The organism is Gemmatimonadales bacterium, from assembly GCA_019637315.1.
Lineage (GTDB): Bacteria > Gemmatimonadota > Gemmatimonadetes > Gemmatimonadales > GWC2-71-9 > SHZU01.
Window position 1 is genome coordinate 1 of record JAHBVU010000013.1, and the last position, 14,458, is coordinate 14,458.

Genomic DNA, 14,458 nt, shown 5'->3' on the forward strand with positions numbered 1-14,458 from the left:
GAGCGGGCGTGCCCTATCACGAGATTGCCTCGATCCTGGGCCATGACGCATTCCTGCTGGAAACAGAGCAGGTCGGCCGGATCCTGGCCGACCTGCTTGGGGAGATGCCCTGCATACCGACACCGGGCGAACTGACCACCTCGGCGACCGAACGTTCAGGCGGACTCGGCGGGCACGAGCGTGGCGAGGGTCGTGATCCCGGCGCCGGTGACGGCCTTGTTCTCGCCAGTAATGATCCGGCGCAGATAGCCCACCTGCCCCAGGTGAAGCCCGCAGTGAGAGACGAGGTGAACGAGCCAGTCGCCGGTGCGAATCCGGTAGCGGCCGGCGATCGTCTCGGGGTACAGCGCATTCAGGTCGACCGCCCGGGCGCCGCCTAACGTCTCTTCGACCGCGGCCTTGGCCTGATCCAGCGCGGCCAGGAGGTCGGCGCGCGGCACGTCCCGGGCGGCGAACTCATACTCCCGATTTCGCAGGTAGCCTGTCTGACCGAGCACTGCGCCAACGAAGTGGCAAAGGTTGCCCGCAATGTGGAGCGTGAGCGTTCCCGCGGAATTCGACACGCCAGGCGGCGCCACCCAGAGGCTGGCCTCATCGGGAAACGCCTCGACTTCGTGACGCCAGGTGTCCAGATCCCGCGCCAGCACCGCTGCGAGCCAACGACTCTCCATGGGTCTCTCCCTTCAGTTGCTGGTCAGGCCATCAACGGTCCCACGGGCAGATGCGGGGAAACATGAGCCGCCTCCGCGGCAAACAGCCTACGCAAGCGCAACCAGGGTGCTGCGATCGACCGAGTGCCCCCCGGTAAAGGAACGCGACGTCGCCGCGAGGCCGACCCCGGTCAGGCGGGCCTGCTCGTTGCGCAGCGCTTCGGGCGAGACATAGCGGTCGGTCGTGCCCGACACCAGCACCATCGAGCCCCCCCGCAGGCCCATTCGCAGCCGCTCGAGGTCAAGATCGGGCGGCACCAGACCGCCCCAGAGCACCAGCCGATCGACAGGATGCCGACCGAGCGCGGCCCAACGACTGGCGGTCGCGGCGCCTTGCGAGAAGCCATGCACCTCGAGCCGAGCCCGGGGCGGAATCGTGCCGAGCACCCGATCAGCCAGTTCATCCAGATAACGGACGTAGTCGCTGATTTCCGCCTCGCGGTCCTCCTTGGTCATCCACGACGCGCCGACCCGCCTGGCCGTTGTCTCATCGTAATACGAGCGGGACAAGGCTTCCGGCGCAATGATGGCGCGGTGAGGCGCCGCCGCCGGCTCGAACCAGCGGAGGAAGGTTGCGGCCAGCTGGCTGTAGCCATGCAGCACGACCCAGACTTCGTCGGCGCCTTGCGGATCGCCCAGCGTGTAGTACCTCGCGCTCCGGGTGACCGTGATCCGGTGCGCCTGGTGGGAAGGCCGACGCTCGCTCACCGCTGGTAGGTCCCCCAGACGCCGCGCAAGGTGTCGCTGATTTCGCCCAGCGTGGCGCGGGCGCGGACCGCCTCGATGATTCGCGGCATCAGACTGTCGGAGCCGGCGGCGGCCCGACCCAGCGCCTCGAGCGCCGTCGCGACCGCCGAGGCATCCCGCTTGCCGCGCACGGCCGCGACGGCTGCCTTCTGCTCGGCTTCGAGGGCCGGAAAATTCGGCGTTTCGATGACCGGTGGCGGCTCATCACTGGCAAAGCGATTCACCCCGACGACGGTTACCCGGCCATCGTCCTGCGCCTTCTGGAGTTCATACGCTGCCTCGGCAATCCGGTCCTGGTAGAATCCCGACTCCACCGCCGCAACGGCGCCGCCCATCGCGTCGATCTCGTCGATCAGCGCCAGCGCCGCCGCTTCGATCCGGTCGGTCAGGCTTTCGACATAGTAGCTCCCCGCCAGCGGATCGACGGTCCGATCGAGCCCCGACTCGTACCCGATGATCTGCTGCGTCCGAAGGGCCAGCGTGGCGGCCTGCTGCGTCGGCAGCGCCAGCGCCTCGTCGTAGCCATTCGTGTGCAGCGACTGAGTGCCGCCCAGCGTGGCCGCCAGCGCCTGCACCGTGACGCGCACCACGTTGTTGAGGGGCTGCTGCGCCTGCAGCGTCACGCCGCCGGTCTGGGTGTGAAACCGCAGCTTGGAGGTGGCATCGTCGGCGCCCAGTCGATCGCGCGCCACCTTGGCCCAGAGCCGCCGCGCCGCCCGGAACTTGGCCGCCTCTTCGAACAGATCGTTATGCGCCGCGAAGAAGAACGAGAGCCGAGGCCCGAAGCGCTCGATCGGAATGCCCGCCGCAATTGCCCGGCGCCCATACTCCAGCGCGTTGGCCAGCGTGAAGCCGACCTCCTGCACCGCCGTGGCCCCCGCCTCGCGGATGTGGTAGCCGCTGATCGAAATCGGATTGAAGTTCATCCCCTGATCGGCCACGAACCGGAAGATGTCGGTAATCAGCCGAAGGGAAGGCTCCGCAGGATAGATGTAGGTTCCGCGCGCGATGTACTCCTTCAGGACATCGTTCTGAATCGTACCAGACAATGCCTGCGGAGCGACGCCCTGCTCTTCGCCAACCACGATGTACATCGCGAGCAGGATGGCCGCGGTCGCGTTGATGGTCATCGAGGTCGAAACCTTGTCGAGCGGAATGCCGCGGAAGAGCACCGCCAGGTCGTCGACCGAATCGATGGCGACCCCAACCCGTCCGACTTCTCCCGCCGCCATCGCATGGTCGGAATCGTAGCCCATCTGCGTCGGCAGGTCGAAGGCCGTCGAGAGACCGGTCTGCCCGGCATCCAGCAGCAGACGGAACCGTGCATTCGTCTGCTCGGCCGTGCCAAACCCGGCATACTGCCGCATGGTCCAGAGGCGGCCGGTATACATCGTCGGTTGCACACCGCGCAGGTAGGGCCAGCGCCCCGGAGCGCCGACGTCTCCGGACCACGCATCCGGACCGACCACCGGATCGACCGGAAGCAAGCCGGGATGACTATTGCCCACGCCCGGCCTCCGCCGCCTGCATCTCCGCCGCCGTTTCGGCCAGCACGTCCGAGACGAACTGCACGTCCTGCCTCGATCCGATCACCAGCGGAGTGCGCTGATGCAGCGTCGCCGGCTCGATGTCGAGAATCCGATCGACTCCGTTCGTCGCCGCGCCCCCCGCCTGCTCCGCAATGAAGGCCATCGGATTGGCTTCGTAGGTGAGCCGCAGCTTGCCGTTGACGTTCTTGGTGTCTCCCGGATACAGGAAGACGCCGCCCGCCAGCATGTTGCGGTGGAAATCAGCAACCAGCGACCCGATGTATCGGCTGTTCTTCCCGGCGATCCGTTCCGGCGTATCACCGTGAAAGGCGCGCACAGCCTGCTGAATGCCGCGACTCCAGCGTCCGAAGTTCCGCTCGTTGACGCTGTAGTACACTCCGACTTCGGGAATCCGAATGTTGGGGTGCGACAGCAGGAACTCGCCGATGGTCGGGTCGAGGGTAAAACCGTGCACTCCCTGCCCAGTCGTGTAGACCATCATCACACTGGAACCGTACATCACGTACCCGGCGGCCACCTGCTCGGCGCCACGCTGCAGCACATCGTCCATGGTGCCGGGGCCCTCGGGCGACTTACGCCGGTAGACACTGAAGATGGTGCCGACCGCGGCGTTGACATCGATGTTGGACGATCCATCCAGAGGATCGTAGAGCACGGCGTACTTGCCCTGCGGCCATCCATCCGGAATCGGAATCAGACCCTCGTCCTCCTCCGATCCCATCACACAAACCCGACCGGTGTGCGCCATGACGTTCTGGAACGTTTCGTTGGCGTACACGTCGAGCTTCTTCTGCTCCTCGCCCTGTACGTTGGTATTTCCCGCGGAACCCAGGATGTCCACCAGGCCCGCCCGGCGGATGGCCGCCGCGACGATCTTGGCCCCGAGCGCAAAGTCGTACAGAAGATTCGACAGCTCGCCCGTCGCCTGCGGATAGCGGCGCTCCTGGTCGAGAATGAAATGCTCGATCGTCACGATCGGTCCGGTATGGATCGCCATGCGAGGGGTTCCTCGATAAGTCACGGGTTGATCGGATACGTCGCCCGGCCTCGCCGCCCGCGTATCACCATGAATGTGTCCTCGACCTGCACGGTGACGGTACCGTCCTGATCGGTCCGCCAGAGGGCTGCGCCGGCAGCCGCCAGCCGCTCGAGCGCTTCGGGCGTCGGGTGACCGTAGCGGTTGGCGGCCCCAACACTGATCACCGCCACCGTCGGCCGCAGCGCACCGAGCAATGCCTCGCCGCTGGCAGTCCGGGACCCATGATGCCCCACCTTGAGCAGCTCCGTCCGACCGAGTCGCTCTGCGAGCGCCTCCTCGACCGGGAACCCCGCATCGCCGGGAAAGAGCGCCTGAAAATCGCCCGCCGAAATGCGGAGCACCGAGGAGTCCTCGTTGAGGTCAAGGCCCCAGTCGCTCCACGTCGTATCCGGATGGAGCGCCTCGATGGTAATGCCGTCGATCGCCAGGCGCGCACCGGCCCTGAGCGGCAACCAGCTGACACCGCGGTCCGCAATGCCGTCGAGCAGCGCAAGGTAGCCCTGATCCGGCACCCGCACGGCCGGCTCAAAGACTCGGCCCACGGGCATCGCGTCGAGCACAGCCTCGAGTCCGCCGTAGTGATCCCGGTGCCCGTGGGACACGAAGACGGCTTCGAGCCGGCGAACACCCTGTCGCCTGAGGTACGGAACGATGACTCGCCGGCCCGCGTCGTACTGGCGGTCAGCCGGGCCGGCGTCGATCAGCATCCAGCGACCGGCCGGGGTCTCGATCAGCGCGGCATCGCCCTGCCCGACGTCGAGAAAATGTAACGTCAGCCGGGACCCCGTGTGAGCCACCGGAAGCCACGCCGCCAGCGAATGAAGCGAGCCCAGCACCGCCCCAATCCAGATCAGGCGTCGGCCGGCCTCACGCGCGGTCTGACGGTTCCCGAAGACCAGGACCGTCGCGGCTACGACAGCCGCAGCCACCAGAGCCGGCCGGAGCCCGGCCTCGAAGACCATCGCCGCGCCCGGCGCGCCACCGCCACGAACCGCCAGGTATTCCAGTCCGGCCATCAGCGTCCCGCCACCCGCTGCAAACGCCCCGGCAACCGCCGGCAGCACCGGCCCGACGATCAGGCTCGCAATCACGGCAGGCACCGCAAACGCGGTCATCGGGATGGCGACGAGATTGAGCAGCACCCCAGCCACGGGCACGGTGCCGAAAACCCAGGCAGTCAGCGGCGCCGTCGCCAGCGTGGCGCCGATCGATCCGGCGATCACCCGTGACCACTGGCTCGCCCCGAGCGCACGATCGCTCCAGCGGCTCGCCGCAGTCGCACCCCAGAGCGCTGTGACGGAGAGCCACGCACCGAGGCTGCTGACCGCCCACGGGTCGATCAGCAACACGCCGAACGCGACCGCCGCAAAGAGCGCACCGGTCGACGGATTACGCTGGCGCTGCCGTTCGATTGCCAGCACGATGGCCAGGAGCGAGGCGCGGACGGCCGGCGGCTCGGCACCGACGAAGATGACGTAGCCGACCACGACGATGGCCGCGCCGATCGGCGCTCGCCGGCCCAAGCCGCCTGCCCGCAAGATGAGCATGGCCCAGCCCCAGACGAGCCCGACATGGAAGCCACTGATGGACAGCAGGTGGACCAGCCCGGAACGGCTGAAGGCATCGCCTAACGTCGGGTCGATGGTGCCCCGCGTGCCAAGCACCAGCGCCTGGATCACCCCGGACCTGCCCCCGTAGAGCGTGCCGGTGCTGCGTAGCAGGCGATTGCGGAGCCGGGCCTCGAAGCCGGCGGCGGCGGTGGAGTCGAGCACCGTGACGCTGCGCACGGCCAGAACGCCCGCCCCGGCCCGCCACAGACTGCGACGCGGCCGCCAGCTCCCCTCGAGCACCAGGCGCGCCCCGGCCCAGAGCGTGTCGGCCTGGCGATGCCGCACCATCACGACCCCGGCACACCCGGCACCCTGCGGCTCGACTGCGCCGAGCTGCCCGGACGGCGTCGGCTCCCGAACCAGCACCTCGAGCCGATAGGCCGCCTCGGTCATCCGCTCGGCGCAACGCCCTGCGTCCAGACGCCGCGCCAAGTGGCCGTGTCCCGCCCCCGCCGCGACGATGACGCCCAGCACCGCAGCGTGGGATCGGCGATAACCGAACCAGGCGACCAGCGCGCCGGCAGTACCGACGGTTCCGACGGCCAGCCCGACCACAGGATAACGCAGCAACCCGGCCGCGACGCCGGTGACAAACGTCGCCAGGCCGATCACCGCCGGCGACGGCAAACGAATGGGGAGCACGGTTCAGAGTACCGTGCTCCCCCTGGCTGCCGGGTACCATTCCGGTATTCGGCGGATCAAATCAGCGCGTTATCAGGCGTAGGTGCTGCTGCCGCACCGCGGCGACATGGTGACCCGGCGAAACCCATCCATCACGGCAACGTCGATCGAGGCGCGACCCTGCTGTTTGTCCAGGCTCACCTCGGTGACCACCGCACCCTCCAGCGTCGCCACGTACCGGGGCGGCAGCCGGTTGAGCGCATACACGATCACGTCGGCGCGGCACATTTCACAGCCGCAGAACTCGGGGAAATGCGGCCGCAAGCTCGCATAGGCCTCGACCACGTGATCCTCGACCGCATTCTTGAGTTTCATCACAAAACCGCCAGAGAGTGCCCAGCTACCGTTGTCCCCGTGTACGTCGATCCTGTCGTGCCCGTCAAGCGGACCGTCCGATACTCACCAACCGACTCGGGCCCCAAGTCGAGCAGCACCATCAGATTGGTTCGAGTCCGCGCCAGCATGCCGCCGCGCTTGGCCGGCTGCTCCACCAGCACCTCGTGTACCGTCCCGACCCGCTCGTGGTTCTTCCGACGCGACTGGGCCCGAACCACCCCGATCAACCGATCGAGCCGGTCGGCCGAGACGTCGTCGGGCACATGATCCTTGAGCCGAGTCGCCGGGGTTCCGTCTCGCGGCGAGTAGCGGAAGGTGTAGGCATCGTCGAACCCCGCCTCGCCGACCAGGCTCACCGTTTCGGCAAACTGCTCCTCGGTCTCACCCGGGAAGCCGACGATGATATCGGTTGAAAAGGTCATGCCAGGAATGGCGTCGCGCAGCTGCTGCACCACCTCGAGGTAGCGCTCCCGCGTGTAGCGCCTCAGCATCCGCCGCAGCACGGCGTCCGACCCGCTCTGCACCGGCAGATGCACATGTTCGCACACCGCGGGCGTCTCGGCCATCGCGGCAATCACGACCGGGGTGAAGTCGGTCGGATAGGGGCTGGTAAAGCGCAAGCGGCGGATGCCATCGACCGCCCCGACCGCACGGAGCAGGGCCGCAAAGTCCGACTCGCCATCATGATACGAGTTGACCGTCTGCCCCAGCAGGGTCACTTCCGACACCCCGGATCCGGCCAGGACCTCGACCTCACGCACCACGTCGGCCAGCCGCCGGCTGCGTTCCGGGCCGCGAGTGGTCGGCACGATACAAAAGGTGCACTTGTAGTCGCAGCCGCGCTGAACCGTGACGAACGCTTTGGGGCCGGCGTCTCGGGCCGCGGGCACATCCTCGTAATGCTCCCAGGAGCGAAACGTGGTATCGGCGCCACGGACGCCCGATTCGGCATCGTGAATCAGAGTGGGCAAGTTGCGATAGGCATCGGGGCCAACCACCAGGTCCAGTTTGGGAACCCGATCGAGCAGGTCGGTCCCGAGTCGTTGCGCCATGCAGCCGACGACGCCGAGCACCGACCCGGGCCGCTTGTAGCGCTGCAGCTCCCCGACCCGCCCCACGACGCGCTGCTCGGCATGATCCCGCACCGCGCAGGTATTGACGAGCATGATGTCGGCCGCCGCCGGATCGTCGACCCGATCGTACCCATGCTCACCAAGCACACCGAACATCAGCTCGGTGTCGGCGGCATTCATCTGGCAGCCGTAGGTCTCGATGTAGACCCGCTTCATCGCGTCAGATCCTCACGGTCGGATCGAGACACCCAGCGTGACCACCGTCGCTCGCTCCGTATAGCTGCCACCATCGGATCGCCAGAGCTGCTGCACTGCCAGGTCGAGGCCGCCGCGGGCCTGGGTAAAGCGAACCCCGGTTCCCAGCGAGATCCCGTACTCGTGCGCCTGCCGTCCGGTCAGCAGCGGAAACGGCAAGGTGGCGTAGTGCCCGCCCAGTCGAATCGCGCGATGCTGCGGATTGCGGGTGTCACGAAGCCACTCGATGCCGGTCGACATCTCGTAGGTGTTCTCGGCACCGATGCCGCCCTGCGCCAGGATGTCGGCGCGTGAGGCACTCCACTGCTTCTGCTGATAAGTTGCTGCCCAGGTAAAGCGCATGGTGGGCTGCCACCGTCCCGACACGGCCCAGGACACGGGCAGATCGATCCGGCTCATCGGGGTGCTGTCGCGGTCGACCCGGAGGTGACCGTCGTTCCGGTACACGCCGGCAAACGCAATGCTGGGATGGACCCGAAGCGTCGCACCAACCGAGGCACCCGCGCCAAGGTAGGAGAGGTCGGTTCGCTCGCCCGCGGGGGTATACGACGAATCGGAATAGGCCTGGCGATTCTCGACCCGGTTGAGACCGGTGATCGCGTGCAGACCAAGCCCCACCTGGAACCAGTTGGTCACCTGCCACCCGGTACCGATCCGGATGTCCGACAGGCCACCGCGTGAGCTCAGCGTGTCGTAGACGTCGACTGGCTGTCCGCGCAACTCGACCCGCGTCACCGTACCGAGCGTATAGCTCCGATCAGTATACCCGGACAAGCTCACCGAGACGCCAAACGGCGTGCCTCCCACCGGACCGGCAGCCAGGATTTGCGGAAAGCGATTGTCCCGCCCCGACTCGGTGCCGAACGGGTTGGTGGAGGTCCGGAAGTTCTGGGTGGTGCTGAACATCGAGGTGAACTGCGTGATCGACGCAAGCGCCGCCGGGTTGGTGCTCGACTCCGGGTCAAACAGCGCAATGGCCCCGCCGGCGGCCAGCGAGCGCGGCGAATAGGGACGAAGCGGAATCCCAAGGCCCCGAACCCCGAACTGCGACGACTGCGCCTCGAGCACCGGTGCCACCAGTCCAGTCAGGGCCGCAAGCAGAAACACACGACGCATGCTACGGTCTCCCCGGATTGGTCGGCAAACCATAGGTAATTCGCAGCCGCGGCGCGCCGGTGGGCGAGCGCGTCGAGAAGAACACCGGCTGCATGAAGCCGCCACCATACACTTCTTCGAGATGCGTGATGAACACGACCGTGGGCGGGCCACCCGGCAACTGCCACTGGTTGGCCAGCACGGTGAGTTCGATCGAAACAGGCGTCGTAGTGCCTTCACGCAGCCGCCCGGCCCACACCAGGTTGCCCTGATTCAGGGTCGGCGATTTGGCGCCGAGATCGGCCACGATGCCGCGAACCGAGACACTGTCGCCGAACAGATTGTTCGGCAGCCCGAGAAGAGGCAGCGCCGGGGTCAACTCCAGGGTGGCGCGCACGATTTCCGCCGAGTCTTTGATGGCTGCCGGAATCGCAAACCGGATCAGACCCCGACCCACGGCCGGGCCGCCAAGGTAGAGCAAGTCCGGATTGGCGCCGATCGACCGATCGACGGTGCCGACATAGCCAAAGGCAGCGATGTCGGCAGGCCGCACCAGGGACGCCTGACGGCGCTTGGACGTGTCGGCCACGTCGACCCGGCCGCGATACTCGAAGGTCGGCGCGTTGGTCGAGCCGAGATTGTCCACACCAAGGCGCACACCGGTGGGTTTGCTGGCGCGAAGCCGGATGCCAAAGGCCACCCGCCCGCTGTCAGCAGCGGAGGTGCGCACCTTGTCGATCTCGTCGCCCGTCAGGTACGCACCAATCCGCCCGGTCTTGAGCGTATCGGGCACCATGATGCTGTCGACAACCGGCGTGCTGGCCAGCAAGGTCTGAAGACTGTCGTAGCTGATGGTCGTGTCTGCGGCTCCCAGCGGCAGCCGGTGCAGGTAGAGCGTCAGGCCGGTGGCCGTGGTGTCTCGCGACTGCAGCTGAAACGTCACGGCGGCCGAGTCGACCTCGAGCTTCACCATGATGTTGTCGACCAGAACCGAATCTTCCCGAACGGGCGGGAACGCCACGAAGGCGCGGTACTCGCCGGCCTCGAGCCCGTCGGAGACCAGCAAGCCGAGTCGATCCGATCGATCGGCATACCCGAAGAACGTCGAGTCGCCGCCTGGGATCGCGAGAATGGTGGTGTCCCGGATCACGATGGGATCACCAGGGCAAAGATCAGGACACGTCCCGGGCGTCGTGATCCGGTCCTGGCAGCCGGCAAGCGCCAGCGCCAGCAGACCCACGGCCGCAACAGTACCCCGCTTCACGACAACGACTCCGGCCCGAACGCGTCGGGCAGTAGATCACGCATGTGCCACTGCTTCCTCGATGAGGGACCGACGGCCTCCACCTGGAGGTCGGTCCCGAATTCCCAGAGCACCTGCCGGCACGCTCCGCAGGGAGCGGCGGGCGGGTCCACGTCCGTTGCCACCACGATGCGCACAAACCGGCGCGCCCCGGCCCCGACCGCCTGCGCCGCCGCGGCTCGCTCGGCACAGATCGTCAGGCCGTACGAGGCGTTCTCGACGTTGCACCCGACGAAGATGCGGCCGTCGTCGACCTCGATTGCCGCGCCGACCTTGAAGCGCGAGTACGGTGCATAGGCCGCCTCTCGCGCGGCACGCGCCGCATCGACCAGCCGATCAGCCACTCCAGATCTCCCCGAGAAACGAGCGCCCCGCCAGGAGCGGGGCAACGCCCAAGAAGTCGGCAACCGTCTGTCCCACGTCGGCAAACGTGGCACGTTCACCTATCGACACGGGCCGAACCTTTGGCCCGTACGCCAACACCGGGACCCGCTCCCGTGAATGGTCAGTCGACGGGGTGGTCGCGTCGTTCCCGTGGTCGGCCGTAAATATAACCAAATCATCCGTTTGCACGGCCCCAAGCAGACCGGGAATGGCCTGGTCCAGCTGGCCGAGGCCGGCCAGAAATCCAGGAACGTCGTTCCGATGGCCCCAGGTCTGATCGAACTCGATCACATTCGCAAAAACAAACCCGGTCCGAACCTCGGCCAATGCCCGGTGGATCAGGCGGTACGCCGCCTGGTTGGTCGGAGTATGCTCTGACTGGATGCCCCGCCCGGCAAAAAGGTCGTCGACTTTGCCGATGCCCAGCCGAGGCACCCCGGCCGCCGCGAGCCGGTCGAGGAGGGTGACCCCGACCGGCGCGAGAGAGTAGTCCTTCCGGTCAGCCGTCCGAACCCAAGCCCCCGGGACCCCACGAAAGGGGCGGGCAATCACCCGAGCAACCCCGGTTTCCCCCTGGCAAAGCTCCCGAGCCACCGCGCAGGCGCGGTACAGTTCGGCCAGAGGCACCGCCTCCTCGTGGGCCGCCACCTGGAAGACGCTGTCGGCGGAGGTATAGACAATCCAGTTGCCCGTCGCGAGGTGGTCCGCGCCGAGCTGATCGAGCACGGCCGTGCCGGAGGCGGGCCGGTTTCCCAGCACTCCCCGACCCGTCGCCTCCGCAAAGGCGGCGATGAGCGCGTCGGGAAAGCCGTCCGGAAAGGTGGGAAAGGGCCTCTCCAGAACGAGCCCAGCCAACTCCCAGTGACCGGTGGTGCTGTCCTTCCCTTCACTGGCAGGCTGTGCGGTACCCCAGGCCGCCCGCGGCGGGCGGCTCGCCGGAACACCGGCCAGCGGGGCGCACCAGCCAAGGCCGAGGGCTTCGAGCTCGGGGAGCCGGTAGCCTGCCGGGGCCTGCGCCAGCGCATTGCCCAGGGTGTTGCTGCCGGCGTCGCCGTAGCGCGCCTGGTCGTGCGACGGCCCGATCCCAAGGCCGTCGAGGACGATCAGGAACGCGCGGCGGCTCATTGTATTGGCGGAGCGCCGGAACCGGACTGGACGAAGCGGAAGCGGAGCGCGGTGAGCGCGTCGGTCAGCAGCTTATCCTCGTCAGCCTCGAGCCGGCCCTTGGTCTTGTCGGCCAGCATACCAAGGGTGTCGATCAGCGCCTGGGCAATCTGCCGCGCATTCGCGCCGGTCATGCCTTCGGCGCCGGGCGGCAGCGCACCGTTCATCGCCCCTTCAGCTTGCTGCGCAATACCGAGCACCAGGGACGCAAAGTGGGGGTTCATGCGGTCTCTCCGTAGCGACGGACCACCCGGGGTCCGACCGAGGTCAACAACTCGTAACTGATGGTACCGGCCCGGGCCGCCTGCGCATCGAGCGGCAGCGGTCCGCCGAACAGCGTGGCAACCTGACCGACCCGCACCGTCTGTCGGGGCGTCACGATCATCGTCATATCCATGGTGACCCGCCCGGCGATCGTCCAGGAGGCATCGCCGATGGCGACCAGGCCTGTGCCGCTCAAGGCGCGGTGCAGGCCGTCGGCGTATCCGATCCCGAGGGTCACCACCTCGCCGTCGGCGGCAACCGTGTGGGTCGCTCCATAGCTGATGGTGTCGCCGGCGCGGACGGGGCGGACCGCATGCACCAACGCTTGCAGCCGCGCCACCGGCTCCGGCACCAGCGCGCCCGCCTGACCACCGTAGAGGAAGATACCCGGCCGTGCGAGCGTTCCTGCGTACCGAGTACCCCACTGTCCCGCCGCGCTGTTGGCGAGATGCACCACGGCCGGTCGACCCAGCGCCGCGACGACTGTGTCGAACCGATCGGCCTGCTCGACGGTCATCGCTTCGGAGGTGTCGGAGGCGGCAAAGTGCATGAAGACGCCTTCGTAGCGACTCGAGCCCTGGATCCGCTCACGCGCCGCCGCCAGCGATGCGTCGTCATGCCACCGGAAGCCACCTCGCCCCATGCCGGTATCGATCTCGAGATGGAAGGGACGGTCCGAGGCCCCCATCCAGGCATCGAGCCCCCGCACGCTGCCAATCGCAGGGCGCAGGTCGAGTTCCAGGTACTCGTCGAGGCGCTCCGGCACGAACGGAACGAACACCATGATTCGGCGGCCCATGCCCGCCTGACGCAGTTGCCGCGCCTCACCCAGGGTCGCGACCCCGAAGCCCCAGGGGTCGATCGCCTCCAGCGCCCGGGCCACCGGCAGGACACCGAGGCCGTAGGCGTTGGCCTTGACCATGGGCAGGATCGGAACGCCAATGGTCTTGGCGTAGCTGCGGGCGTTACGAAGCAACGCCCCGAGATCGACATCGAGCCAAGGACCGGAGGCGGACATGCACGCTGGGGTGGAAGAGGACGGAACGGATGCCGCCGGCACACCGGCCACTGCAGCACGAGGAGGTGACGGAGTACAATAAGGTCACGCGGAGGCGGAATGCAAGAAAAATCGGCGCTCGAACGTGCCATGGCCATGGTGGCGGATCTGCGGGAACGGTGCCCCTGGGACCGGGTCCAGACCCGCGAGACCCTGCGGCCCTATCTGATCGAAGAAGTTCACGAACTGGATCACGCCATCGGAGCCGGCGATACCGCGGCCATCCGTGACGAGATGAGCGACTTCCTGCTCCACGCGGCCTGGCAGCTGGTGCTTGGTGCGGAACGCGGGGAATTCACCCCGGATGAGATTGCCGCCGACCTCGAAGCCAAGATGAAGCGGCGTCACCCCCATCTGTTCGACCTGGGCCCCAAGCAATCGTGGGAATCGCTCAAGCGCCGAGAACGGACCACGCCCCGGGGTACCCTCGACGGCCTGCCTCCGTCCCTGCCGCCGCTCCTCCTGGCCATGCGGATGGGTGAGCGGGCGGCCGCGGTCGGGTTCGACTGGCCGGACGCGACGGGACCGATTGCCAAGGTCCGCGAAGAGCTGGCCGAGGTCGAAGCCGCCCTGGCCGCCGGACAGCGCGAGGCACTCGAGCACGAAATCGGCGACCTGCTCTTCTCGGTCGTCAACGTGGCCCGCAAGGTGGGCATTCAGCCGAGCGCCGCGCTGGAACAGGCCAACGCGCGGTTTCGGGAGCGCTTTCAGGGCGTCGAACAGCGGGCAGCCGAACGCGGGGTCGACCTGGCAACGGCGGGACTGGACCGCCTCGATGAGTTCTGGAACGAAGCGAAGGCCGAGGAACGCTCGTGAGCCGGAGCTGGCTGATCGTGGCACTCGGCGCCGGCATGGGATGCGCGGCTGCCGCACCAGGTGGGGCTCCGACCACCATCCGATGCCCGGCTGCCGACACAACGTCCGGGCATCGGATCGCGAGCGTCTTTATCGATGGTCGTGAAGTCGCGGCGGGGCTGTCAGCCCGGCGCGGAGCCGAGGAGTTTCCCGAAACGTACAGCCTGGACGGCCCCGAGCCCGAGGCGCTTGCCGCGCTGCCGGTCGAGCGCATCGATCTGATCGAATACGCTCGGGGAGCCGACGCCGAACGACGCTACCGACTCTGCCCTGGCGGCGTCGCCTTGTTGATCACCACGACAGGGCGCTGAAGCCGCTCTGGCGCGGGCGCCCGT

General features: G+C 67.5%; 15 protein-coding genes. 2 read left to right on the forward strand and 13 right to left on the reverse strand.

Features of this window, described 5'->3' with window-relative positions:
• Positions 1–155 precede the first annotated feature (155 nt).
• The 13 genes from KF785_12330 to alr all read right to left on the reverse strand — a co-directional run bounded on the left by KF785_12330 (position 156) and on the right by alr (position 13,229).
• Positions 156–671, reverse strand: a complete 516-nt coding sequence (locus KF785_12330) for a DinB family protein (protein MBX3147544.1) — start codon at positions 669–671, stop codon at positions 156–158.
• 87 nt (positions 672–758) lie between these two features.
• Complete coding sequence (locus KF785_12335) at positions 759–1,418, reverse strand: hypothetical protein (GenBank protein ID MBX3147545.1); 660 nt, start codon at positions 1,416–1,418, stop codon at positions 759–761.
• A complete protein-coding gene (locus tag KF785_12340) occupies positions 1,415–2,965 on the reverse strand; it encodes a methylmalonyl-CoA mutase (GenBank protein MBX3147546.1) in 1,551 nt (516 codons plus the stop codon). The genes KF785_12335 and KF785_12340 overlap by 4 nt, the downstream gene beginning before the upstream one ends.
• A complete protein-coding gene (gene fbp, locus KF785_12345) occupies positions 2,955–4,004 on the reverse strand; it encodes a class 1 fructose-bisphosphatase (protein ID MBX3147547.1) in 1,050 nt (349 codons plus the stop codon). Before fbp ends, KF785_12340 begins: the two co-directional genes overlap by 11 nt.
• A gap of 20 nt (positions 4,005–4,024) precedes the next feature.
• The gene (locus KF785_12350; protein MBX3147548.1) at positions 4,025–6,298 is read right to left on the reverse strand and encodes a DNA internalization-related competence protein ComEC/Rec2; all 2,274 of its coding nucleotides are present in this window, start codon (positions 6,296–6,298) and stop codon (positions 4,025–4,027) included.
• Between the two features lie 72 nt (positions 6,299–6,370).
• Positions 6,371–6,652, reverse strand: a complete 282-nt coding sequence (locus tag KF785_12355) for a late competence development ComFB family protein (protein MBX3147549.1) — start codon at positions 6,650–6,652, stop codon at positions 6,371–6,373.
• Positions 6,652–7,962: a tRNA (N6-isopentenyl adenosine(37)-C2)-methylthiotransferase MiaB gene (gene miaB, locus KF785_12360; GenBank protein MBX3147550.1), complete on the reverse strand. Its 1,311-nt coding sequence runs from the start codon at positions 7,960–7,962 to the stop codon at positions 6,652–6,654. The genes KF785_12355 and miaB overlap by 1 nt, the downstream gene beginning before the upstream one ends.
• Positions 7,963–7,974: 12 nt before the next feature.
• Complete coding sequence (locus KF785_12365; GenBank protein MBX3147551.1) at positions 7,975–9,117, reverse strand: hypothetical protein; 1,143 nt, start codon at positions 9,115–9,117, stop codon at positions 7,975–7,977.
• A gap of 1 nt (position 9,118) precedes the next feature.
• Positions 9,119–10,360 (reverse strand): hypothetical protein, encoded by a 1,242-nt coding sequence (locus tag KF785_12370; protein MBX3147552.1) that lies wholly within the window; start codon positions 10,358–10,360, stop codon positions 9,119–9,121.
• Positions 10,357–10,743 carry a cytidine deaminase gene (locus tag KF785_12375; protein MBX3147553.1) on the reverse strand — a complete coding sequence of 129 codons (387 nt, stop codon included), beginning with the start codon at positions 10,741–10,743 and terminating at the stop codon, positions 10,357–10,359. Before KF785_12375 ends, KF785_12370 begins: the two co-directional genes overlap by 4 nt.
• Complete coding sequence (locus tag KF785_12380) at positions 10,736–11,908, reverse strand: phosphopentomutase (GenBank protein MBX3147554.1); 1,173 nt, start codon at positions 11,906–11,908, stop codon at positions 10,736–10,738. Before KF785_12380 ends, KF785_12375 begins: the two co-directional genes overlap by 8 nt.
• Complete coding sequence (locus KF785_12385; protein MBX3147555.1) at positions 11,905–12,171, reverse strand: DUF1844 domain-containing protein; 267 nt, start codon at positions 12,169–12,171, stop codon at positions 11,905–11,907. Before KF785_12385 ends, KF785_12380 begins: the two co-directional genes overlap by 4 nt.
• Entirely contained in the window at positions 12,168–13,229 is a 1,062-nt protein-coding gene (gene alr / locus KF785_12390) for an alanine racemase (protein MBX3147556.1), read from the reverse strand. The genes KF785_12385 and alr overlap by 4 nt, the downstream gene beginning before the upstream one ends.
• A 99-nt stretch (positions 13,230–13,328) precedes the next feature.
• Here alr and mazG point away from each other — a divergent pair, with 99 nt between their 5' ends.
• Positions 13,329–14,084: a nucleoside triphosphate pyrophosphohydrolase gene (gene mazG / locus KF785_12395; GenBank protein MBX3147557.1), complete on the forward strand. Its 756-nt coding sequence runs from the start codon at positions 13,329–13,331 to the stop codon at positions 14,082–14,084.
• Entirely contained in the window at positions 14,081–14,434 is a 354-nt protein-coding gene (locus KF785_12400) for a hypothetical protein (GenBank protein ID MBX3147558.1), read from the forward strand. Before mazG ends, KF785_12400 begins: the two co-directional genes overlap by 4 nt.
• The last annotated feature ends 24 nt before the right edge of the window (positions 14,435–14,458 follow it).